We start from the raw sequence: 21,604 nt of genomic DNA, 5'->3' as shown, positions 1-21,604 counted from the left end.
TTTGCTTATAGTCGGACTCGGAAACCCGGGAACAAAGTATGCCGGAACAAGGCATAACCTCGGTTTCATGGTTGCGGATGAACTTGCAGACAGATTCGGGGTTTCCTACGGGGACGGATTCAAGGGCCTTTACGGTGATTTCGTCCTCGGGGGTGAGAAGCATTGGCTCCTTAAACCCCTCACATATATGAATCTCAGCGGTCAGAGTGTCGGACAGCTCTTCCGCTTTTATAAGATGGAGCCCGCAGATGTACTGGTTGTTCAGGATGATCTGGACATACCTTTCGGTAAGATAAAGCTGAAGCGGGGTGGAACCTCCGGTGGGCACAACGGCATCGAATCGATTATACAGTCCATCGGCTCCAAGGACTTTCCCAGGCTTAAGATGGGGATAGGCAAAACGGAGCGAAGGGGGACTGTGGGGCATGTTCTGGGCAAGTTCACCAGCGAAGAGCCGTTGGATGATTTTGTAAAGCTGGGTGCAGATGCCTGCGAAGAGTTCTTGAAAAGCGGCATACAGGCCGCAATGAACAGCTTCAACAACAAAAGCGTTGTTGAGGAAGAAATAGACGATTCTGAAAATAAAACGTCCTGATCCTTATATCGGGGCGTTTTTTTTAAGAGAATATACAGTAACAACTAAGGAGGCTTTGTGATGTCAAACTTGACGTTCCTTGCTCCCCTGCTCGGCGTAGTAGGACTCGTTGTCGCATTCGTTATCTACGGTTCTGTTAAGAAGCAGCCCGTGGGCAACGATAAGATGAGAGAAATCAGCGACATGATCCACGACGGCGCCATGGCGTTTCTCGGTAGGGAGTACAGGGTTCTCGCAGTATTTGTGGCAATTGTTTTCGTACTTATGGTATTTGCCGGTGACCTCGGTATAAAAACCGCAGGTGCATTCCTGTTTGGAGCTATCTGCTCCGTTATGGCCGGATTCTTCGGAATGAAGTCCGCCACCAGAGCGAATGTTCGTACCAGTGAGGCCGCCAGAACGGGCGGTGTTGCCAAGGCTCTCTCCGTTTCATACAACGGCGGTGCTGTTATGGGTCTTGCAGTGGCAAGCCTTGGGCTTCTCGGTGTGGGCATCCTTTTCATGATCTTTGGTGATCCTGAAAACGCTCAGTATATCAACGGATTCGCAATGGGAGCATCCTCCATCGCCCTCTTCGCCCGTGTGGGCGGCGGTATCTATACCAAGGCGGCGGATGTAGGTGCAGACCTCGTGGGTAAGGTTGAGGCCGGAATCCCCGAGGACGACCCCAGAAACCCCGGTGTTATCGCAGATAACGTTGGTGACAACGTTGGTGACATCGCCGGTATGGGTGCGGATATCTTCGAATCCTATGCAGGCTCCATCATCGCAACTGTTGCCATTGCGGCCACAGCAAGCCCTGCACTTCTTCAGAAGCTCGGCGGTCTTGACCTCACGGCAAACCTTATGTTCCTCCCCGTTTTCCTCGCCGTAGTTGGTCTTGTTGCATCCCTCGTCGGTGTTTTCTCCATGAAGATGCTCAAGAACACCGAGCCCGCAGCGGCGCTTCGTTACTCCACCTTCATCGGTGCAGGTCTCTTCCTTATAGCGGCCTTCTTTGTAATAACTAGCTTCTCCATCAGCTCCGGCGTTTTCTGGGCACTTCTTTCTGGAACGCTTGCAGGTATAGCCATCGGTCTCGTTACCGAGTACTACACCGCTGCTGGTCCTGTTAAGAAGATCGTAAAAGCCTCCGAGACCGGAGCGGCAACCAACATTATTTATGGCTTCGCCGTTGGTCTTGAGAGTGTTGTTATCCCCCTTGCACTAATCTGCGGCGCTATCTTCGTGGCGAACGCGGCTGCCGGACTTTACGGTATCGGTATTGCGGCTGTTGGCATGCTTGCGACCGTTGGTGTTACCATGACCGTTGACGCATACGGCCCCATCGCAGACAACGCAGGCGGTATCTCCGAAATGGCAGAGCTCGGCCCTGATGTTAGAAAGATAACCGACAACCTCGATGCCATCGGAAACACCACAGCGGCTGTTGGTAAAGGTTTCGCTATCGGTTCTGCGGCTCTTACAGCCCTCGCACTCTTTGCGGCATACAGCAGCAGTGCGGAGATAGATGTTATCAACATCACCGATCCCCAGGTTGTTATAGGACTCTTCATCGGCGGATTCCTCCCCTTCCTCGTTGCGGCTATGACCATGACCTCCGTTGGTAAGGCGGCTGGTAAAATGGTTGACGAGATCAGAAGGCAGTTCAGGGAGATCCCCGGCCTTCTCGAAGGTAAAGAGGGTGCTAAGCCCGATCCCAAGACCTGCGTAGACATCTCCACAGGCGCAGCTCTCAAGGAGATGGTGCTCCCCGGTCTTGTGGCAATACTTTCACCCGTTATCGTAGGATTCGTCCTCGGCAAGCACGCCCTCGGCGGTACTCTTGCCGGTGCTACCCTTTCCGGTGTACTCCTCGCACTCCTCATGGCTAACGCCGGCGGTGCATGGGATAACGCCAAGAAGGCTGTTGAAAAGGGTGACTGGGGCAGTGCAGGCAAAGGAAGCGAGCAGCACAAGGCCACAGTAGTCGGCGACACTGTGGGTGACCCCTTCAAGGATACAAGCGGTCCCGCTATGAACATCCTTGTTAAGCTTATGAGCATCGTATCCCTTATTATCGCCCCCCTTCTTGCGGGCTGATAGAGGCATACGCAAAGTATAGAATCAAGGGCGGGTCTCCCAGCGGGGCCCGCTTTTTTTATACCTGTGCCGGGCACCGTTCCGGCATTGAACTTTTGAAGAACTTAAGGCATTATGTATCTTTCTAAAATAACAACTGAGGTTATCAGATAAATGGGTTTTAACTGCGGAATAGTAGGGCTTCCCAACGTCGGCAAGTCCACCATTTTCAATGCATTGACAAAGGCGGGAGCGGAGAGTGCAAACTATCCCTTCTGCACCATCGATCCAAACAGAGGCATGGTTCCTGTTCCCGATGAGCGTATGGACTTTATCGTGGAGAAGGTTAAGCCTCAATCCGTTGTACCCACAGCCATGGAGTTCATCGACATCGCAGGCCTTGTTAAAGGAGCCAGCGGAGGGGAAGGGCTTGGAAATCAGTTCCTCTCCCATATCCGTGAGGTGGACGCTGTTGCCCATGTGGTACGCTGTTTCGATGACCCCAACGTGGTGCATGTGGAGGGGAGTGTTGATCCCCTGCGTGATATAGAGATTATCAACACCGAACTGCTCATGAGCGATATGGAGATGCTTGAGAGGGCTATCCAGAGAACATCGAGGGCGGCGAAAAGCGGTGATAAGGAGCTTAAAAAGAAGCTCGATATAATGGAAAAACTCTTGGCCGAGGTTTCCGAAGGTAAGCTTATCAGGAGTATCGAAGGCTATGAGGCCCTCGTGGCGGAGCTCAAGGAATACCCCTTCATAACGGCAAAGCCCGTTATGTACGTTGCGAACGTGGATGAGGAAACACTCCACGAGGACAACGAGGCGGTAAAAAAGGTTCGTGAGCTTGCTTCGGGGGAGAACGCCGAGGTTGTGAAGATCTCCGGCTCCATAGAATCGGAGATAGCAGAGCTTGACCCCGAAGAGGCCAGAGAGTTCCTTGACAGCATGGGGCTTGAACGTTCCGGCCTTGAGGCTATGATAGAAACAGGCTACACACTGTTGAACCTTCTCACCTTCTTCACAGCAGGGGAGAAGGAGGTTAAGGCGTGGACCATTACAAAGGGGCTTTCCGCACAGAAGGCCGCTGGTAAGATCCATTCCGATATAGAGCGCGGTTTTATTCGTGCCGAGGTTACCTCATACTCCGACTTCGAGGAGCTTGGCTCCATGCAGATTGCCAAGGAGAAGGGTAAGATGAGACTCGAAGGAAAGGAATACGTGGTGCAGGATGGGGATATCATCTACTTCCGCTTCAATGTCTAGGATACTCCTTTTTGTGATGCTCCTGACTCTGCCGGCTTTTGCGGCAGTGGACGAGCCTGTTCAGATAGGCGAGACCGAGGGGATCATAGAGGTTCTGGGGCATATTACCACCAACGGCGTCCTCGCCCGTGAGAAGCCGGATACGGAGAGCCGTGTCCTCGCCAGACTCCGCAGGGGGAGCAAGATCGTTGTCCTCTCCCGTAGAGGGGAGTGGTATAAGGTACGCCTGTATAACCGGAAAGACGCCTTTGTCAGTAAGAAGTATGTTGAATTCCGATATGAGCTTAAGGATGAGCACATCACCAAGAGTGATATTGAGAAGAAGTTTATGGTGGATATAAACAACCTCGCTTCCCAGTTTAACCTCATGGTGAAGGATTCTGTCTACGCCAAGCGGAGGAATATAGTACCCTTCCTTAAGATAATTGACGGCAAAAAGAATAACGGAACTGCAAGGGTCTCCGTTCTTTATACAGCGGTGGACGCCGCCGGAAAGGCGGTTCCTTCAATGAAGGAAAACCCGCTTTCCGATATAATGAAGAAGTTTGTGGAGCTTATACTCCTGAAGATGGTTCTTTACGAGGCGGATAACTATTCCCTCGTCTTCCGTGTTCCTGTTTTTAACGAGGGGGATATCGAAGGGTATGATGATTATGCTGTCTTCACCATAGACCGCAAGGAAGCGGACCTCAACCGCCTGCGGCAGAATGAAGAGACACTCTGGGAGTATGTGAAGAGTTCAAACCCTTTGGAACAGCTTTTCGTAAGCTATCCGCATTAGAAAATATACGGGGGATACGATGTCCTTTACCCACTTTGACGAAGAGGGAAGAAGCAGAATGGTTGATGTAACGGCCAAAAACGTTACCAAAAGAGAGGCCACAGCGGCAGGCTGGGTCTCCATGAAGCCCGAAACCCTGAAGCTTGTTCTTGAGAGCAGGATGGAGAAGGGTGATGTCTTTGAGGTCTCTCGTGTTGCGGGGATTATGGCGGTTAAGAAAACGCCGGACCTTATCCCGATGTGCCACCCCCTTAGCATCTCTGGAGTGGATGTGCACTTCTCTACGGATGAAGAGAATTCCAGAATCAATATAGAATGCACCGCAAAGCTTGCCGGCCAGACGGGTGTGGAGATGGAAGCGCTTACAGGTGTTTCCGTAGCCGCTCTCACCATCTATGACATGTGTAAGGCTGTTGATAAGGAGATGGTCATCGGCGATGTCCGGCTCCTCAAGAAGTCCGGAGGCAAGAGCGGAACCTTTATCCGGGAGGAGGATTGAAAAGATGCGTGTTTACCTCGCCCAGATCCGCCCCTTTCTCGGGGATGTGGAGAAGAATCTTATAAAGCATGAGGCGGAGATTGAAAAGGCTCTTACTGCCGGATGCGATATGATCGTCTTCCCAGAGCTATCCCTTACGGGCTACTACCTGCAGGACCTCGTCTCCGATGTTGCGCTCAGGGAGGATGACCCCGAGATACAGAGGCTTATCAAGCTTTCTGAGACAATATCCATAGTTTTCGGCTTTGTCTATGAGAGTGAGGAGAGCCTTTTCTATAACGCCGCAGCCTATCTTGAGGATGGCGAGATTAAGCACATACACCGTAAGGTGTACCTCCCCGATTATACGATGTTCGAAGAGGCGAGATACTTCGCGGCGGGTGACCGCTTTCTAAGCTTCGATACGAAGTTCGGTAAGTGCGGAATGCTCCTCTGCGAGGATTCCCTTCACATAAGCTCGTCCTACATAATGAGCCAGTCCGGCGTACAGAACCTTTTCATACTCTCCAACAGCCCCGCAAGGGGCGTTTCCGGCGATGCACTCCATGCGGCTGATCTATGGCAGATGTCGAACCGGTACACCTCCACGGTGCTCACGGTGAATCTTATCTTCGTGAACCGTGTGGGCGTAGAGGACGGCGTGGCATTCTGGGGGGGCTCCGAGGTATATTCAGCCCTTGGCGAAAAACGGGCCGCTCTGCCTATGTTTGAAGAAACGGGCTCATGCGTGGAACTCGATCAGAGGGATATAAGAAGGGCAAGGATAGCAAACCCCTTCTTCCGGGATGAAAAGCCTGCCATACTTATGAATTTTCTAAGAAGGAGGTTCAGCGATGAAGCTTAACCTGCCACTCACAAAACAGATACTCACCCAGTTTGTAAGGGAGGAGACGGAGAAGATCGGCCTTAAAACCGTCGTCCTCGGTCTCTCAGGAGGTATAGACTCCGCCCTTTCCGCCGCCATAGCCGCAGAGGCTCTGGGTCCGGAGAACGTCTTTGCCGTTGCGCTCCCCTATAAGCTGAGCAGTGGTGAGTCCCTCGCCGATGCACGCCTTGTTGCCGATGCCTTCGGGCTCAACTTCGAGGTGGCGGATATTACCCCCTATGCAGAGCCGTATATGGATGCAAACCCCGATATGGACAAGATGCGTATCGGAAACGTCCTTGCAAGGATGCGTATGGTGACCCTCTTCGACCGTTCGGCGAAGCACAGGGGCATCGTCCTCGGAACAAGCAATAAGACCGAGCTACTCCTCGGGTACGGTACGTGGTACGGGGATCTCGCCAGCGCCATAAACCCCATCGGCGACCTCTACAAGACACAGGTCTGGGAGCTTTCCGAATACCTTAATATTCCCGAGAGGGTTATCACCAAGAAGCCCACAGCGGATCTCTGGCCGGATCAGACCGATGAATCGGAGCTCGGTTTCAGCTACCGTGATGTGGATAAGCTTCTTTACGAGATGGTGGACAAGAGAAATAGAAAGCGTGACCTCCTCGAGGAAGGCTTTGAAGAGAGCTTTATAGATAAAGTTACCGAAAGGATAAGAAGGAACCAGTTCAAGCGGAAGATCCCCGTTATCGCCAAGGTGAGCCAACGAACCATCGGCAGGGATTTCCGCTACAGCAGGGACTGGGGATACTAGAATAAATCAGGAACGCTTATCCAGCGCTCCGCAGTACACATTCAATTCAACACGAGGTGACTGATGTACGGCGACAAAGTCGCAATGGAAGCCCTTACATTTGACGACGTTCTTGTGCTACCCGCCAAGAGCGATGTTCTCCCCAAGGATATTGACACCAAAGCACAGCTTACCAGCAGGATAGCCCTTAACATACCCCTTGTCAGCTCGGCGATGGATACCGTCACCGAGGCACGCCTCGCCATTGCCATGGCACAGGAAGGGGGGTTAGGCTTTATTCACAAGAATCTGACTATCGAACAGCAGGCGGACGAGGTGGATAAGGTTAAGCGTTCTGAAAGCGGGATGATCGTGGATCCCATAACCATAGCACCCGACAGAACAGTGGAAGAGGCGCTGGGGCTTATGGCGAAGTACAAGATCAGCGGTGTTCCCGTTACCGAAGGGCACAATAAGCTGGTGGGCATTCTCACAAACAGAGACCTCCGGTTCATCAAGGATACCTCAGTACCCGTTAAGGAGTATATGACGGGGAAGAACCTTGTGACTGTGAGCGAGAAAGAGGCATGCCTCGATTCCGCCAAGGAAAAACTGCAGGAGCACAGGATCGAAAAGCTTCTGGTAGTGGATGACGATTTCCGCCTCAAGGGGCTCATAACCATAAAAGACATCAACAAGAAGCTGAAATACCCCAATGCGGCCAAAGACGATATGGGTCGCCTCCTTGTTGGGGCTGCTGTCGGAGTGACCGGGGACAGCCGTGACAGGGTGGATGCCCTCGTTGAGGCGAAGGTGGATGTTATCGTTGTGGACACAGCCCATGGTCATTCCGCCCTGGTTCCCGAGATGGTACGCTGGATTAAGAACAAGTATCCAGACATGCAGGTTGTCGCAGGAAACGTTGCCACACCAGAGGCCGTTGAGGAGCTTGTTCAGGCTGGTGCGGACTGCGTTAAGGTTGGTATCGGACCCGGTTCCATCTGCACCACAAGGGTGGTTGCGGGTGTAGGTGTTCCCCAGGTTACTGCTGTTATGAGATGTTCCGAGAAGGCAAAGGAGCTTGGCATTCCGATAATTGCGGATGGCGGTATAAAGTATTCCGGCGATTGTGTTAAGGCACTTGTGGCCGGGGGCAATGTTGTCATGGTCGGCTCCCTATTTGCAGGGACCAAGGAATCCCCCGGCGAGATAGAGTTGTATCAGGGGAGGAGCTACAAGGTTTATCGCGGAATGGGCTCCGTCGGAGCGATGAAGGCGGGGAGCAAGGACCGCTATTTTCAGGAAAACGAAACGGAAAAGAAGTTTGTTCCCGAAGGTATCGAAGGTAGGGTTCACTATAAGGGTGAACTGAGCCAGACGGTATACCAGCTCGTGGGCGGTATACGCTCCGGTATGGGCTATGCGGGATGCAAGGATATTGAGGAGCTTCACAGTAAGGCGCAGTTTGTTAAGATAACAGCGGCGGGGCTTAAAGAGAGCCACGTCCATGATGTTATCATCACCAAGGAAGCGCCTAATTATTGGATAAATACCTGAACAGGAGTTTAGATTTGGATATTCATTCAGAAAAGGTACTAATACTCGATTTCGGTTCACAGTATACACAGCTTATCGCCAGACGTGTTCGTGAGGCGAGGGTGTACTGCGAGATCTTCCCCTGCAATGTTGAGTTCGAGAAGATAGAGGAGTTCGCCCCCAAGGGTATAATCCTCTCCGGCGGACCCTCCAGCGTATACGATAAGGATGCACCCCTCGTTGATACACGTGTCTTCGATATGGGGCTTCCCATCCTCGGCATATGCTACGGTATGCAGCTTGTGGGGCAGAACTTCGGCGGAGTTGTTGCCGCCTCGGCTCACAGGGAATACGGACGTTCCGAGCTTAACTACGACAGCGAATCACTCCTTTTCAAGGGGCTTAAGGGTGATGGAAAGCTCACCGTATGGATGAGCCACGGCGACAGGCTGGAGAAGATGCCCGGGGACTTCAAGGTTATCGGCTATACGGACAATGCACCCGTTGCCGCCATGGGTAACGATGACAAGCAGGTCTATGCGATACAGTTCCACCCCGAGGTGGTACATACGGAGCAGGGTAAGGTTATCCTTGAGAACTTTGTTACGGAGATAGCCGGATGTCTGCAGGTTTGGACACCCGGAAACTTTATACAGGCAGAGGTTGAGCGTCTGCGTGAAAGGATAGGGGATCGAAAGGTTCTCTGTGGTCTTTCCGGTGGTGTTGACTCCTCCGTAGCGGCGGCACTCATCCAGAAGGCCATCGGCGACAACCTCCACTGCGTTTTTGTGGACAACGGTCTTCTTCGTCTGGGTGAGGGTGAGCAGGTTGTTGAGACCTTCGGTAATCACTTCAAGATGAATCTTGTGCATGTGGATGCTGAGGATCGTTTCCTCGATCTCCTTGCTGGTGTTACCGATCCGGAGAAGAAACGTAAGATCATCGGCAACCAGTTCATCCGAGAATTCGAGGCGGAGGCGAGAAAGCTGGGCGATTTCGATTTCCTTGCACAGGGCACTCTTTATCCGGATGTAATAGAATCCGTATCATTCAAGGGTCCCTCTGCCACCATCAAGTCCCATCACAACGTGGGCGGACTCCCCGATGATATGCAGTTTGAACTTGTTGAGCCACTCCGTGAGCTCTTCAAGGATGAGGTACGAGAGGTAGGGCTTCAGCTTGGGCTCCCCGAGGAGATTATCCAGCGTCACCCCTTCCCCGGGCCTGGGCTTGGCGTGCGTGTGCTGGGAGAGATTACCAAGGAAAGGTGCGACATACTCCGCAAGGCGGACGCCATTTTCATAGAGGAACTGCACAGGGCGGATCTGTACAACTCCATATGGCAGGCGTTTACGGTACTGCTCCCCGTTAACACTGTGGGTGTTATGGGGGATGAGCGTACCTACGAGAACGCCGCCGCTGTACGTGCTGTTTACAGTACCGACGGCATGACGGCGGATTGGGCAAGGATTCCCGAGGATGTGCTGGCGAGGGTTTCCAACAGGATAATCAACGAAGTTAAAGGGATAAACAGGGTGGTTTACGATATAAGCTCCAAACCACCCGCAACTATTGAATGGGAGTAGTATGAGGATAGAGAACCTCATCGCACTCAGGTATCTGCGTTCGAGGAAGAAAAACAGGATATTCTCCTTCATCTCCACCATATCCGTTATCGGGATCATGGTGGGTGTCGCCACGCTTATCGTGGTGATAAACGTGATGATCGGTTTCGGAGACAACCTGCGCAATAAGATACTGGGCGCAAATGCACATATAATCGTAAACCGTCTTGATGCCAACCCCGTGGACGACTGGCAGCTGATACAGGGTAAGCTCAAGGTAACGGACGGGGTCGAGGCGGTGTCGCCGTTTCTGCTTAATCAGGTTCTGCTCACAAGCCGTAATAACGTAAGCGGTGTTGTGGTGCGTGGTGTTAATGCAGAGAAGGAGATGCGGGTCTCGGCCATCAGCAAGTTTATGAAGGAGGGGGAACTCCTCGACATAAACTATAAGAACGACGAGGGGCGTCCGAATATCGTCCTCGGAAGGGAACTAGCCAATTCCCTTGGTGTTATACCAGGGGATGAGGTGGTGATGGTCTCCCCCTTCGGGAAGAAGGGGCCCTTTGGCATGACACCCAAGATGAAGCATTTTGCAGTCGCCGGAACCTTCGATATGGGGATGTACGAGTACAACTCGTCCCTCGCCTATATCGATCTCCCCATTGCGCAGGAGTTCTTCGGCGTCGGGGATATCGTAACTGGGTTCAGTGTTAAGGCGGAGGAGTTCGGCAATGCGAAGGAGCTTGCCTCCAAGATTCAGGATAATCTCGAATTTCCCTATTGGGCGAGGGACTGGCTGAGCCTTAACAAGAACCTCTTCTCTGCATTGAAGCTTGAGAAGATAGCGATGTTCATAATTTTGACGCTCATCATCATCGTTGCCTCGTTTAATATTGTGAGCATGATAACCGTCTCCGTTAAGGATAAAAAGCGGGATATAGCCATTCTGCGTGCCATGGGCATCCCCGAGCGGGGGATATACAGGATATTCATACGTCAGGGGCTTGTGGTGGGCATTGTCGGTACGGTGCTCGGGAACATCATAGGCTTTATCATATGCTACGTGCTCAAGAACTATAAGATAATAAGCCTTCCTGAGGATGTATATTTCATGGACCGCATACCCGTTGTTCTGGATCCGGGTGTGTTCGCCCTTGTGACAGTCTGCGCACTGGTTATCACATACCTCGCCGGACTCTTCCCCGCAAGACAGTCGGCACGCCTTGATCCCATAGAAGCGCTGAGGGGTGAATAGAATGCTCGAGATAATAAACCTCAACAAAAGCTTCAGAAAAGGGGAGTATACCCTCCATGTACTGCAGGACTTCTGCATGACTGTTCAGGAGGGTGAACAGGTTGCCATCGTCGGACCCTCCGGTGCGGGTAAGTCTACCCTTCTGCATATCGTAGGAGGCCTTGAGAAGTGCGATTCCGGCTCTGTCATGTTCGGCGGAGAGGATATCCTCACCAAGAAAGGGAAAGCTCTCGATACATACCGTAACAGCGAGGTGGGCTTTGTGTTCCAGTTCCACTATCTCCTCGATGAGTTCACTGCCCTTGAGAACGTTCTGATGCCCGCCATGATACAGGGGATGTCACGTGAAGAGGCTATGCCGAGGGCTGAGGAGCTTTTGGCGAAGGTTGGTCTCAGCGACCGTATGACCCACTTTCCTGTGGAACTCTCCGGGGGCGAACAGCAGAGAACAGCCATAGCAAGGGCTATGATGAATTCGCCAAGACTCATCCTTGCAGACGAGCCCACTGGCTCCCTCGACAGGAAGAACAGCGAAGAGGTTTTGGCGATGTTCGATTTCGTTAAGAGCGAAGGTACATCGGTTCTTATGGTGACCCACGACAACAGGATAGCCGAAAGCTGCGACAGGATCGTGGCCATAGATAAAAGCTAGGGGGAAAGAGGATGAAGATAGGAATCATGGGCGGAAGCGGCCTCTATGAGATCGAAGGGTTCAACTTTATAGGCGAAGAGAAGGTTTTGACTGATTGGGGTGAACCCTCGGATACCTACAGGCACTTCACCTTCGGAGGCGTAGATTTCTATTTCCTCAACCGTCACGGCCGTAAGCATGATATGCCCCCGCACTCAGTAAACTACAGAGCAAATATAGCCGGATTTAAGAAGCTGGGTATAGAAAGGATGCTCGCCTTCACCGCAGTGGGGGGAATAAAGGGGGTTAAGCCGGGTGATGTCGTCATCCCCGACAACGCCATAGACCACACCTCCGGCAGGGCACACACATTCTATGACAGGGGGCTTATCCATCACATAGACTTCACAGCGCCCTTCTGCCCAGAGCTCAGAGCTATGCTTAATTCATGTGCCGGTGCTGCATCCGTTCCTGTAAAGGATGGCGGAACGTACATCTGCACGAACGGGCCACGCCTTGAGACTGCGGCGGAGATCAGGTATTTCGACATCATCGGTGCGGATATCGTCGGTATGACGCTCTTTCCCGAGGCACCGCTGGCAAGGGAGATGGAGATCTGTTACGCAAACACTAGCGTAATAACCAATTACGCCGCCGGAACAACAGAGAACAAGCTCACCACCGATGAGGTTGTGGAGACGATGAAGGGGAGCATGGATAAGATACGCTCCATCGTCACAAAACTCCCTGAATACTACTCGGTAGATAGAGAATGCGCATGTCAGGATGCCCTTGCAGGCACAAAAATCAGCAAATAGATTGATTATATGAACATTCAAGAGGGTGTTAGTCTAAAAAAGTACTGTTCCTATGGTGTTGGGGGTGAGTCGAGGTACTTCTGTGCACCGTCAACTACTGATCAACTTAAGAGCTGTCTACACTTCGTAAACGATCATTCTATACCATTGGCAATAATAGGATACGGGAGCAACGTCCTTATTTCTGATCAAGGTTTTTCCGGCCTTGTTCTCACACTACGGAACTTGAATCGGCTTATTTTCAAAAAACATGAGAAAATTTTCGTTGGAGCGGGAGTTTTGCTTGACTCAATGATCTTATATACTATAAGATCTTACATGAGCGGTGCAGAGTCGCTCAGCGGGATCCCTGGAAGTGTCGGCGGGGCGATCGGGATGAATGCGGGAGCATTCGGAACGGAGATCAAAGACATTGTAACGAGAATCGATCTCGTTAATCTGGAGGGTGAGAGCTATTCGATCAACTCATCCGAAGCAGGGTTCGCATACCGCAAAGCAGCGAATATCTCCGGTAGCATTGTAACGAGTGCTGAATTTAACTTGGCAGAAGGTGACGGGACAGCACTGATGGCCAAGAGAAAAGATATTCTTAACAGACGCGCAGAAAAACAGCCCCTTGAGTTTCGCTCATGCGGGTCGGTCTTCAAAAGGCCGGAAGGCAGCTACGCCGGTGCTTTAATCGAGAAATGCGGGCTGAAGGGAAAAACCCACGGCGGTGCAATGGTTTCCCCTAAGCATGCAAACTTCATTGTGAATACCGGAGATGCTTCGGCGGACGATATACGTTCGCTGATACTTTTTGTTAAGGAAACTGTAAAAAAAGAAACGGGCTATGAACTCGAAGAGGAGGTGAAATACCTCGGCTTCGAATAATGTCCGGGGGAAGAACGGTGAATCAAATCGACGCAGAATTGACTATGGACGAGCGCAATGCTCTGTGCACAGAGGTGTTTCCATCTCTATGCAGGCCAAGCTGGTTTCTACGAATCTTTAAACTGGTCATTCCGGTTTTTATTCTTGTTATCTCCTGTACCACTGCAAACGTTCAGACAAGTTCCTTCGGAACCACTCCCCTCGAATCTGCCGATTTAAGATCAAAATTATCCGAAAAAATCTCTGCATCGGCCGATCCCGCAGAGTTCGTGTCACAGTTCCCCGAGAACGATATCATCCTTAACTCCGTGGTTATGTACGAGAAGAAACCCGCAGAGGCTCTTATTGCGAACGAAGCAGAGGACTTCGGCTACAGTAACGGCCTTTTCGCTTTCCTCAAAGGTGACAGGCTCTTCCTCTCATCGGACAACTGCCCCTCCATGCTTACTGAGGATGGATATTCCAGCCTCACAGTAGCAGGAAACCTCCTCCAGACAAAGGGGAAAGAGGGTTTTGCCGTATATGATGCCGAGGCGTGCGCAGAGATATACCAGAAAAAAAAACTCCTCCCTATAGTGTAGCACCTCCATATATACTTACATTCAATAAAGAAAACTTCGCAGTACACCACCTGGGCACCGAAGAAGAGGTTATCAAAGGCGCTCTGCGCTATCCTGTTAATTTCGCCCATCTCCATGGAACCAACGCTGTTCTTATAGCTTCCGGACACTTGGTCGTCTTCAGCATAATAGAAAAAAGATTTATATACGTTCATAATATGAAAAGGAACCTGAGCCGTATTAATGCGCATAACGGCAGGATTACTGGATTCGATGGAAACACCTTTGTGTCGGTTAACTATATCCCATCACTAGCCGGCAAGGAGCCTGTAATTAAGACGTCCGAAGTTGGAAAGCCCGATGAATGCGCTGTCGAAAACAGCGGTACTGATGCCTGCTGTTCAGGCGAATGGATTATATCTGACGGTGAATGTCCCCTAGAGATAGAGGGTGTAGTCAGGACAGATGGGTTCGATGTCTTCATGGACAACGGAACAATTACAGCTGTAGGGCGAGAGCCTGTATTTATCAAAGGTATCCGCATGGGTGGTTTTGATAAGCGTTTCTGTGAAACAGAGAAGGGGCTCCACATGAGCGAGCCGGATGGCCGCACGTCTCTTTTTCATAATGAAAAACTCACCGAGGTTGACAGTTTTCCGGACAACTGCACACCCTTAGAGTATAAAGATCGATATGTACTCAACGAGGATGGTGATAAGCTTTACAAGTATGCCGAAAAGGTGAATGTGGGGAGCAGGCATATCATGATGAGGCGTGAGAACAGGTGGGGAGTGTTCTACTTCTTTGAGGAAATAATGGGTGGGGAGTAACTGGCCATGTTATATATTAACCACTATTATAATCTTTCAAATGGGTTTTTAAGGGGATCCTAAGGGGAAAGTTTTCCCAAAAAATTTCCTCTTAGTCTTATTCTTTAGATAATCACATTTGAAACTTGTCACCAATAATTAGGTTTCGTGCTAAAGCACGACTTACTTTTGGTTCGCGCAGATTGCTATTACAATCTGCGAGGAACAAACCACCCCTTAACAACCCCTCAAAATCTCATTTTGAGGGATAATATTTTACCTGACAAACATATAGGTATATTTCTGGAATAGAGTTTATAGGTATTTCCAATTTGAAAGTAATACGAGGAATTTGCCTGCAAGGACTATGGTTAAAGACTTATCTGGCTGTAATCCTTGGATTACGAACCAGGCCTCTGGCTGTGATGTTCTGCTTTGCTCCCATTACGTCTACTGTCCCGCTCATATTCATCATAGAGCGACCGATGTCTCTGGTGTTTATTGTTATTTTGCCAGTTATGTCGAGCTTTGCATTCCCTTCGGAGGTTAGGCTTGTGACGTCGATAGTATTCTTATTGATCGTTCCCTCTCCACGAAGGTTTTTGAGCGGCATGGGGCCGAAGTCTGTGGGAACGGTGAAGGAGTCGGATGTGAGGACGATATCCCCTGTCTGCTCATTGAGGTTCATGTTCAGCTGAACTGCCATATCACCATCAAGACTCTGGTTCAAAAGTGAGCCGATGTTTTTCATGTCCAGCAGTCCTCTGGCCTCAACACTACCTGAGTCGATGGATGTCTCGATTGTGCCGAGGGGGGAATTTACGGATACATCCGCACTCTTGGTTATTACGGAAAGGAGAGAGTAGTCCGCCCTTATCTGTGTTATTTCGATATCTTCAATGCTGATGCCGCTTATTACTGCTCCGCCCGGGCCTGCCTTGATACTATCTATCCTTGCAGGTATGCGGTTATCACTCACAGCCTTGCGGATATAATACTCCGCCACGGTGTTCCATGGGAAGAACATGGGGGTAAATACAAGTACACTCAGCAGAAATATGGCGATAGCGATGGCAGATTTCTTGATCATCTTGATTTGGTGATCTCCAGATTTATATCTACAAGCTGGGGGTTGTCGAAACGTTTGTTCATGGAGAAGGATCGTATACCCGTATTGTCGTACCCGTCAAGCCTCTCCAGAAATGAGACCAGCTCGGAGTAGTTAAGAGCCTGCATCTTGATGCTTACAGTCTCTCTTCCTTGGGGTGAGCTTATCGGTTTGAGGTCGAATATCTTTGAGTTTATGCCCACACGGGAGCTCACGGCCTGAACGAAGGAGAGCAGACCGCTTTGGACGTTTCTGCTGCCGTTTCCTGTTTCGACTAATGCAGCAAGCTCTGCGGCCTTCTCGGTTCTCTCTGCAACGGCTGCTGTGCTGGCGATGTAGCCTTCCTTTTGTGACTGGAAGAAGAGGTGCGTCCAGTAAAACAGGAGGAAGACAGCTGTGACGATCACGACCCAGATGAGTACGGTTTCCTTTACATTCGAGCTCATTGGTCAAACCTCACAACGAATTTAATGCCGTCCTCTATCTTGTCCGTATCGTCCACAGAGGCGGTAACACCGCCGTTGGTTTCGAGGTTCGTTTTAAAACCCTCAACGGACTGGAAGTCCACAGCCTTACCTGTGCATGTAACGGAATTCTCTTTTATGACAAGGGACTCAAGTCCCACCTTCCCTTTTGTTGCGGAATCGCTTATAAGCTCAAGGGTGTCAAGAACATCGATACCCCCACTTGTGTCACCACCACCCTTTGCATGAAAGAGCAGGGAGCCATAGGGGTCAGCTTTCGTTGCAACGCCGGTATCGATATATATCTTGTTTAGTCTTTTTTCATAAGCCTCAAGATCGTTCTGTGCGGCCTTTGCATAGAAGTATTCGCCGGTGGCGAAGAGTACATAGGCAATGAGAAGAACAGCGGCCGGAACTTTATATTTTTCGATGGCCAGCTTTTCACGCCCCACGCCGGGAAGCTTCATGTTGAATGCCGTAACTTCTATGCGGATTCCATCCTCGAAGGTGAGGGGTGTATCCATTTCGTCGGGATTTTCCGGCTGCTGGGTTATGAGACTGTCGGAGATGCTGTATACCCTGTTGCCGTCATGGTAACGGAAATCGCTGTTTTTTGCGATGAGCTCAAGCATCGGCGTGGTAACGCTCCCCGCCTTCCTGAATATCTGTGGGTTTGTTTCGATGAGATCAACCAGTGCGGGGGCGAGTACGTAAATATACGCCTTTCCGTCACGCTGGACATAGCCGTAGGATGTGAGCATATTCTCAGGAAAGAATGTTGAGAGATAGTTCCTCACAAAGGCATCGGTCTTCTTCTTTCCCGCCTGGGGCAACTCCATGGAGAGCCAGAAGAAGTATGAATCATCCACGAACAGAGTATATCCGCTGGAGAGTTCATCCGTATCAGCAGGGAAGTCCGCAGAACCTCCTTCGATACGGAGCAGTTTGTTGTCTTTAAGAAGCGTTCTGTTTTCAGAAGAAGGGGGCATCTGTACCTTCAATATACTTTAAAAGTTTAGTTTTTTTGCCGTTCCTTTGTAATAAAACGTGGTAGAAGCGGCTGTTTTCACCCAAGGTTACTTCAGTCTTTACGTAAAATAAAGAACTTTTTACTGATAGATATTTCAGGTTGTCGTTGTAGATATCATCGGGGATTTCAGCCGCTTCACGTATGTTCGAAACATCCTTGTAAACGTGCTGTTCCCTGTACTTGATAATATCACCCGCATAGGGCTCCAGTGCGGGGACGGCGCCTGCGAGGACCTCCTCGCTCACAAAGTTCAGGTTCACTTTGCTGTCGCCGCCGATTGTGAAATACTGTGCAAGCTCGCCGTAATGCTCGCCCGCTCTATTGATATACCTTAATTCGTGGAGCGTTTCAAGTGCTCCGTTCTTGGTTAAATATTCTTTACCTTCAGCATCATAGCGAAAACTTTCCTCGCCGCCTGCTGTCATCTCGCTGTCGGTGTCGAGCCAGTCTTTTATCATGGCGCAGGTATCAGCATTGATATCCAGTTCCTCTAGTATATGGACACATCCAGCCAGAATTCGTTCACCCTCTTCATCCTGTTCTTCATCAAGCATGTTCAGGTTGAGCCTTCCGTTAAGGGGTTTTATGGAGATGGAGACGTACCCGCCGGGTATGGGTATCATGGGGAGCAGTCCCCAGTCCTCGCCGGCATCGTCGTAGTTGTTGCCGTCATCTTCAAGTAGCTCTCGAATAGCCTCTACGGCCGTCATGGCGAAGATGGAGGTCTGGTATTCCTCCTGTAGAGATGCCGTTTCGGCGAGTGATTCACCACTTCGCTCATGCATGAAGAGAACAACACTCACGGCGAAGGATATGAATATAAGCACGAATACGAGTACGCTTCCACGCCTGTTCACTGCCCTATCCCCTCTGCATTGATGTATGTGTTGTCGTGGTAGCTCCCCGCCACGGACTCGATAAGCCTTCCGCCGGCTCTTAGGCTCATGCGCACTAAGCGCACCTCTGCGGGGGCGTTCTCCGAGTACTCATCCCCGTCGTGGAAGAGGACCTCGTAGTCCTCCACAGAGGGGATGATAACCATCTTGTCCACAAAATCCATGAGGGGCATCCGCTCCTCCCTGAAAAGATCGTCATCCTCTACGTAGTAGGATACCTCAACGGGTATTGCGCCGTTGAAGAAGAGGGAGTTGTGGGTCTCCATAACAAGCTTGAAATCGTCCAGAAAGCTGACCGCCTCAACGCTCCCCCGAACCGCCTGACGGAAATCGGCGGACAGGACCTTTGTCAGCTTAACATTAAGAACCGCCGCTTCGGAGGATGATACGGAGAAGTCTCTGGTATCGATGATTGAACGGAAAATCCCGTAAGCCGCCACGAGTACATGGGCAGCCACAGCAACTGCGATAACCAGTTCCGCAAGGGTGAATCCCCGTCTATCTCTCATAGTACACCAGTGTGGCGGAGGATGTACCGTCCTCAACGGTCAGAACACATTCCTCAATATTCTGGAGCATTGTGGGGCTTTTATCTATGTCGAAGGTGTAGGTTATATTGTCGAAGGTAACCTTTTCCTCCAGTCCCGATGTGTCATTAAGGAGGAGGATAACCCTTTCGTATCCCCTTCCGAGAAGGCGGATCTTCTCCTGTGAATAGCTGTTGAACTCCAGCGACTGACGGATAAGGGTGTATATCCCCATCATGCCGAGGGAGAGCAGGGCGAGTGCGATAAGAATCTCGAGCAGTGTAAATCCTTTTTTCATTTAACTATCCTTGTTTTAAGAAGGAGCGGAAGTGATTCGAGGGATCGTTCTTCGCCGAATTCTATAATGAAATGATCGCATATATGTTTGGGATAAATATGTATTATGTATTCGTTAGATGCCGGCTCCACATCGTTGATAGTAATGTTTGAAACTGTATCCACGCCGGGGATGCTTCTGCGTTCACCGTCGGGCATAACAACATTTGCAGAACCCTGAAAACCCCTGAGCTGAACGGGTCTGCCCAGCTCAACGGCTTCCTTCTCGAGTTCTGCAAGTATCTCATTAAAGAACTTAACCTCCTCGGGAACGCCCACGGCCTTCTCCACCATAATCGGCGTTACGGTCATGGCACCTATCCCGAGGATGAGCATAACAATAATAAGCTCAACGAGGGTGAATCCCCGTCTGTTCATTACTATTTGATCTCGTAGCTCTTAATGTCGGATGCGTATTCCTCGCCACCCTCTTTGCCGTCGGAACCGAGTGAGATGATGTCGTAATCACGATCGTCATCGCCGGGGCTCCTGTAAACATAGGGATTCTCCCATGGATCGGTGGGAGCGTTTGAGGAATCGAGATACCCACCTTTGCGGTAGTTCTTAGGGATAGGCTCTATCTCGGGCTTCTCCACGAGGGCCTCAAGACCCTGCTCTGTGGTGGGGTATACACCGTTGTCGAGCTTATACATCTTAAGTGCGGAATCAATGGCAAGGATATCGTTCTTTGCCTTGGCTACTCTGGCTTCATCCGGTTTGTCCATGATTTTAGGAACAAGGAAGGTGGCGAGCAGTCCGAGGATAACGATAACCACAAGCACCTCAATAATTGTGAAGCCTTTTCTGCTTTTCATACAGTACCTCTGGGAATTTTTTTGGGATTATAGGCTTATAGCCTGTCTAATTCAATACCTTAATGACAGGTGCAGATATAAATAGTTTTGAAGTTTGTTCATACGTGCTAAATTTTATAAATGAAACGGGAGAGACTCACCGCCGCCGCATTCATAGCGGGACTTTCATATTTTGCTTTCAGGATCATCTTCACCGGGGCGGAGTTCCGGTTCGATGGCCAGAAGGTCTTCCATTTCCTCATCCTCGCCCCCGTTGCCGAGGAGCTTTTCTTCCGTGGTGTGGTTCAGGATTATGCCGAAAGGCGGATTAATGGGGGTTTATGGGGGCTTACATATGGAAATCTAGGCACATCTGTGCTCTTTTCCGCCATGCATCTTATAACATCCTCCCCCCTGCATTCCGCCCTTGTGTACATACCTTCGCTTATCTTCGGGAGGCTCTATACAGAGTACCGCAGTGTGTATATCCCCATCCTTATACATTCTTTTTATAATCTGAATGTAATGATCACTTGAACTTTTTGATAACTCGGTTTTCGAGTAAGCATCGGTTCAATATGGGTGGTTAAATTATTTTAACCTAGGGCATTTTACATACAATTTAATTGATTTTTTAAGGAAACATGGTATTTCTGAGATCATGGAAAATATTAAGATACCTTGGTATATATATCCCGTCTTCATCGGCTTTGCCGTGTCTGTGCTGGTTTCCGGCTATATGAGCTATCGCCACAGCGGTCTTATCCCTGCGCCTGTGCAGGTTCAGGCAGCTGAAAACAACAGTTCCCAGGTTGCGGATACTGAGCTTATCCTTGAGAGGAACGTTTTCGATATCCTCACAGGGCAGAGACAGGAGCCTGTAGAAGTGGCAGAAACCGAGGAAAAAGTCTCCGAAGCACAGGAGGCATCCGCTCCCCCGCCGGCGAATGTTGAGCTCCTCGGAATCATGCTCGGGGGCGAGGGTGAGCAGTCCGTTGCTGTAATGAGCGTAGAGCGGGAAACCTTCGTGTTTATTGAAGGTGAAACGATAAACGGTGTTGAACTCTCTAAGCTGGGACGTGATTACGCCATGATCAATGTGAACGGACGTAAGAGTCGTCTCAACCTTTATGACAGGGCAGAGATGGAGCGTGTGCGGGAATCAGCAATAACTATAAGCAGAAACGATGATGACGAAGGTGATGATGCACGCTATGAAGAGGATCAGCCCTCTGCTTCCACCGATAAGATAACCATCCCCAGAGAGGACTTCGTGGAGCAGATGGGGGATATAAACAGCATCATCAAGTCGGTTCTTATGCGCCCCTATGAAAGGGGTGGGGAGCTCATCGGATACAGACTCACAAGGATGCGCAAGGATTCGGTCCTGCGCCGTGTGGGTCTCCAGAACGGTGATGTTCTCATGCGCATAAACGGTCAGGAGCTTAAAACGCCGGAGGTTCTCTTCGGCATGATGGGTTCTGTGGAGGATATTTCCGCAGTAACTCTGGATATAGAACGCAAGGGCGAGAAGAAAACAATTTTCGTTGAAATAAACTAAGGTGCACTGAT

At 50.4% G+C, this 21,604-nt stretch carries 25 protein-coding genes; 17 read left to right on the top strand and 8 right to left on the bottom strand.

Features of this window, described 5'->3' with window-relative positions; genetic code table 11:
- Window position 1 precedes the first annotated feature (1 nt).
- From pth to K300_RS0113470, 15 genes are all read left to right on the top strand, one after another.
- Window positions 2-595, top strand: coding sequence for an aminoacyl-tRNA hydrolase (gene pth / locus K300_RS0113540; protein ID WP_022852218.1), 594 nt, complete (start codon window positions 2-4; stop codon window positions 593-595).
- Between the two features lie 60 nt (window positions 596-655).
- Window positions 656-2,677 (top strand): sodium-translocating pyrophosphatase, encoded by a 2,022-nt coding sequence (locus K300_RS0113535; protein ID WP_022852217.1) that lies wholly within the window; start codon window positions 656-658, stop codon window positions 2,675-2,677.
- Window positions 2,678-2,830: 153 nt separating this feature from the next.
- A complete protein-coding gene (ychF, locus tag K300_RS0113530; RefSeq protein WP_022852216.1) occupies window positions 2,831-3,925 on the top strand; it encodes a redox-regulated ATPase YchF in 1,095 nt (364 codons plus the stop codon).
- Window positions 3,918-4,706 carry an SH3 domain-containing protein gene (locus K300_RS0113525; protein ID WP_022852215.1) on the top strand — a complete coding sequence of 263 codons (789 nt, stop codon included), beginning with the start codon at window positions 3,918-3,920 and terminating at the stop codon, window positions 4,704-4,706. Before ychF ends, K300_RS0113525 begins: the two co-directional genes overlap by 8 nt.
- A 19-nt stretch (window positions 4,707-4,725) precedes the next feature.
- A complete protein-coding gene (gene moaC / locus K300_RS0113520) occupies window positions 4,726-5,205 on the top strand; it encodes a cyclic pyranopterin monophosphate synthase MoaC (RefSeq protein WP_022852214.1) in 480 nt (159 codons plus the stop codon).
- Between the two features lie 4 nt (window positions 5,206-5,209).
- On the top strand, window positions 5,210-6,049 hold the full coding sequence (locus K300_RS0113515; protein WP_022852213.1) for a nitrilase-related carbon-nitrogen hydrolase: 840 nt from the start codon (window positions 5,210-5,212) through the stop codon (window positions 6,047-6,049).
- Window positions 6,039-6,851, top strand: coding sequence for an NAD+ synthase (locus tag K300_RS0113510; RefSeq protein WP_022852212.1), 813 nt, complete (start codon window positions 6,039-6,041; stop codon window positions 6,849-6,851). The genes K300_RS0113515 and K300_RS0113510 overlap by 11 nt, the downstream gene beginning before the upstream one ends.
- Window positions 6,852-6,914: 63 nt before the next feature.
- Complete coding sequence (guaB, locus tag K300_RS0113505; RefSeq protein WP_022852211.1) at window positions 6,915-8,387, top strand: IMP dehydrogenase; 1,473 nt, start codon at window positions 6,915-6,917, stop codon at window positions 8,385-8,387.
- A gap of 14 nt (window positions 8,388-8,401) precedes the next feature.
- A complete protein-coding gene (gene guaA, locus K300_RS0113500) occupies window positions 8,402-9,952 on the top strand; it encodes a glutamine-hydrolyzing GMP synthase (protein WP_022852210.1) in 1,551 nt (516 codons plus the stop codon).
- Window position 9,953: 1 nt separating this feature from the next.
- A complete protein-coding gene (locus tag K300_RS0113495) occupies window positions 9,954-11,186 on the top strand; it encodes a lipoprotein-releasing ABC transporter permease subunit (RefSeq protein WP_022852209.1) in 1,233 nt (410 codons plus the stop codon).
- The gene (locus K300_RS0113490) at window positions 11,179-11,838 is read left to right on the top strand and encodes an ATP-binding cassette domain-containing protein (protein WP_026836472.1); all 660 of its coding nucleotides are present in this window, start codon (window positions 11,179-11,181) and stop codon (window positions 11,836-11,838) included. Before K300_RS0113495 ends, K300_RS0113490 begins: the two co-directional genes overlap by 8 nt.
- Before the next feature lie 11 nt (window positions 11,839-11,849).
- Window positions 11,850-12,635: an S-methyl-5'-thioinosine phosphorylase gene (locus tag K300_RS0113485; protein ID WP_022852207.1), complete on the top strand. Its 786-nt coding sequence runs from the start codon at window positions 11,850-11,852 to the stop codon at window positions 12,633-12,635.
- Between the two features lie 9 nt (window positions 12,636-12,644).
- A complete protein-coding gene (gene murB, locus K300_RS0113480; protein WP_022852206.1) occupies window positions 12,645-13,508 on the top strand; it encodes a UDP-N-acetylmuramate dehydrogenase in 864 nt (287 codons plus the stop codon).
- A 17-nt stretch (window positions 13,509-13,525) separates the two neighbouring features.
- On the top strand, window positions 13,526-14,089 hold the full coding sequence (locus K300_RS0113475; protein ID WP_155827628.1) for a hypothetical protein: 564 nt from the start codon (window positions 13,526-13,528) through the stop codon (window positions 14,087-14,089).
- The gene (locus tag K300_RS0113470) at window positions 14,044-14,898 is read left to right on the top strand and encodes a hypothetical protein (RefSeq protein WP_022852204.1); all 855 of its coding nucleotides are present in this window, start codon (window positions 14,044-14,046) and stop codon (window positions 14,896-14,898) included. The genes K300_RS0113475 and K300_RS0113470 overlap by 46 nt, the downstream gene beginning before the upstream one ends.
- 358 nt (window positions 14,899-15,256) lie before the next feature.
- On the opposite strand, the gene gspN is transcribed toward K300_RS0113470, so the two are convergent.
- Genes gspN through gspG form a run of 8 tightly spaced genes read right to left on the bottom strand, consistent with a single transcriptional unit; the run spans window position 15,257 to window position 20,053 of the window.
- Window positions 15,257-15,967, bottom strand: a complete 711-nt coding sequence (gene gspN / locus K300_RS0113465) for a type II secretion system protein GspN (protein ID WP_022852203.1) — start codon at window positions 15,965-15,967, stop codon at window positions 15,257-15,259.
- Window positions 15,964-16,431, bottom strand: a complete 468-nt coding sequence (locus K300_RS0113460) for a hypothetical protein (protein WP_022852202.1) — start codon at window positions 16,429-16,431, stop codon at window positions 15,964-15,966. Before K300_RS0113460 ends, gspN begins: the two co-directional genes overlap by 4 nt.
- Entirely contained in the window at window positions 16,428-17,438 is a 1,011-nt protein-coding gene (locus K300_RS0113455) for a hypothetical protein (RefSeq protein WP_022852201.1), read from the bottom strand. The genes K300_RS0113460 and K300_RS0113455 overlap by 4 nt, the downstream gene beginning before the upstream one ends.
- Window positions 17,422-18,336 (bottom strand): type II secretion system minor pseudopilin, encoded by a 915-nt coding sequence (locus K300_RS0113450; protein ID WP_022852200.1) that lies wholly within the window; start codon window positions 18,334-18,336, stop codon window positions 17,422-17,424. The genes K300_RS0113455 and K300_RS0113450 overlap by 17 nt, the downstream gene beginning before the upstream one ends.
- Window positions 18,333-18,884, bottom strand: coding sequence for a prepilin-type N-terminal cleavage/methylation domain-containing protein (locus K300_RS0113445; RefSeq protein ID WP_022852199.1), 552 nt, complete (start codon window positions 18,882-18,884; stop codon window positions 18,333-18,335). The genes K300_RS0113450 and K300_RS0113445 overlap by 4 nt, the downstream gene beginning before the upstream one ends.
- On the bottom strand, window positions 18,874-19,200 hold the full coding sequence (locus K300_RS0113440) for a prepilin-type N-terminal cleavage/methylation domain-containing protein (RefSeq protein WP_022852198.1): 327 nt from the start codon (window positions 19,198-19,200) through the stop codon (window positions 18,874-18,876). Before K300_RS0113440 ends, K300_RS0113445 begins: the two co-directional genes overlap by 11 nt.
- Complete coding sequence (locus K300_RS0113435) at window positions 19,197-19,616, bottom strand: type II secretion system protein (protein WP_022852197.1); 420 nt, start codon at window positions 19,614-19,616, stop codon at window positions 19,197-19,199. Before K300_RS0113435 ends, K300_RS0113440 begins: the two co-directional genes overlap by 4 nt.
- A gap of 2 nt (window positions 19,617-19,618) precedes the next feature.
- The gene (gene gspG, locus K300_RS0113430) at window positions 19,619-20,053 is read right to left on the bottom strand and encodes a type II secretion system major pseudopilin GspG (RefSeq protein WP_022852196.1); all 435 of its coding nucleotides are present in this window, start codon (window positions 20,051-20,053) and stop codon (window positions 19,619-19,621) included.
- Between the two features lie 120 nt (window positions 20,054-20,173).
- Here gspG and mrtJ point away from each other — a divergent pair, with 120 nt between their 5' ends.
- Together mrtJ and K300_RS0113420 are read left to right on the top strand one after the other, a co-directional pair.
- A complete protein-coding gene (gene mrtJ, locus K300_RS15775) occupies window positions 20,174-20,569 on the top strand; it encodes a JDVT-CTERM system glutamic-type intramembrane protease MrtJ (RefSeq protein WP_022852195.1) in 396 nt (131 codons plus the stop codon).
- Window positions 20,570-20,693: 124 nt separating this feature from the next.
- The gene (locus tag K300_RS0113420) at window positions 20,694-21,593 is read left to right on the top strand and encodes a type II secretion system protein N (protein ID WP_022852194.1); all 900 of its coding nucleotides are present in this window, start codon (window positions 20,694-20,696) and stop codon (window positions 21,591-21,593) included.
- Window positions 21,594-21,604 lie beyond the last annotated feature (11 nt).

This window comes from Limisalsivibrio acetivorans, from assembly GCF_000421105.1.
GTDB classification, from domain to species: Bacteria; Chrysiogenota; Deferribacteres; order Deferribacterales; family Geovibrionaceae; genus Limisalsivibrio; species Limisalsivibrio acetivorans.
The sequence above is the reverse complement of the archived record's forward strand: the minus strand, read 5'-3'. Positions and strand labels throughout refer to the sequence as shown.

Excerpts from the sequence above, each read along its gene's own strand:
- K300_RS0113515 (WP_022852213.1), top strand. The coding sequence starts at position 5,210 with ATGCGTGTTTACCTCGCCCAGATCCGCCCCTTTCTCGGGGATGTGGAG.
- K300_RS0113420 (WP_022852194.1), top strand. The coding sequence starts at position 20,694 with ATGGAAAATATTAAGATACCTTGGTATATATATCCCGTCTTCATCGGC.
- K300_RS0113440 (WP_022852198.1), bottom strand. The coding sequence starts at position 19,200 with ATGAAAAAAGGATTTACACTGCTCGAGATTCTTATCGCACTCGCCCTG.
- moaC (WP_022852214.1), top strand. The coding sequence starts at position 4,726 with ATGTCCTTTACCCACTTTGACGAAGAGGGAAGAAGCAGAATGGTTGAT.
- ychF (WP_022852216.1), top strand. The coding sequence starts at position 2,831 with ATGGGTTTTAACTGCGGAATAGTAGGGCTTCCCAACGTCGGCAAGTCC.
- K300_RS0113445 (WP_022852199.1), bottom strand. The coding sequence starts at position 18,884 with ATGAGAGATAGACGGGGATTCACCCTTGCGGAACTGGTTATCGCAGTT.
- guaB (WP_022852211.1), top strand. The coding sequence starts at position 6,915 with ATGTACGGCGACAAAGTCGCAATGGAAGCCCTTACATTTGACGACGTT.
- K300_RS0113435 (WP_022852197.1), bottom strand. The coding sequence starts at position 19,616 with ATGAACAGACGGGGATTCACCCTCGTTGAGCTTATTATTGTTATGCTC.
- mrtJ (WP_022852195.1), top strand. The coding sequence starts at position 20,174 with ATGAAACGGGAGAGACTCACCGCCGCCGCATTCATAGCGGGACTTTCA.
- K300_RS0113525 (WP_022852215.1), top strand. The coding sequence starts at position 3,918 with ATGTCTAGGATACTCCTTTTTGTGATGCTCCTGACTCTGCCGGCTTTT.
- gspN (WP_022852203.1), bottom strand. The coding sequence starts at position 15,967 with ATGATCAAGAAATCTGCCATCGCTATCGCCATATTTCTGCTGAGTGTA.
- K300_RS0113495 (WP_022852209.1), top strand. The coding sequence starts at position 9,954 with ATGAGGATAGAGAACCTCATCGCACTCAGGTATCTGCGTTCGAGGAAG.
- K300_RS0113535 (WP_022852217.1), top strand. The coding sequence starts at position 656 with ATGTCAAACTTGACGTTCCTTGCTCCCCTGCTCGGCGTAGTAGGACTC.
- K300_RS0113455 (WP_022852201.1), bottom strand. The coding sequence starts at position 17,438 with ATGCCCCCTTCTTCTGAAAACAGAACGCTTCTTAAAGACAACAAACTG.
- K300_RS0113485 (WP_022852207.1), top strand. The coding sequence starts at position 11,850 with ATGAAGATAGGAATCATGGGCGGAAGCGGCCTCTATGAGATCGAAGGG.
- murB (WP_022852206.1), top strand. The coding sequence starts at position 12,645 with ATGAACATTCAAGAGGGTGTTAGTCTAAAAAAGTACTGTTCCTATGGT.
- K300_RS0113510 (WP_022852212.1), top strand. The coding sequence starts at position 6,039 with ATGAAGCTTAACCTGCCACTCACAAAACAGATACTCACCCAGTTTGTA.
- gspG (WP_022852196.1), bottom strand. The coding sequence starts at position 20,053 with ATGAAAAGCAGAAAAGGCTTCACAATTATTGAGGTGCTTGTGGTTATC.
- K300_RS0113460 (WP_022852202.1), bottom strand. The coding sequence starts at position 16,431 with ATGAGCTCGAATGTAAAGGAAACCGTACTCATCTGGGTCGTGATCGTC.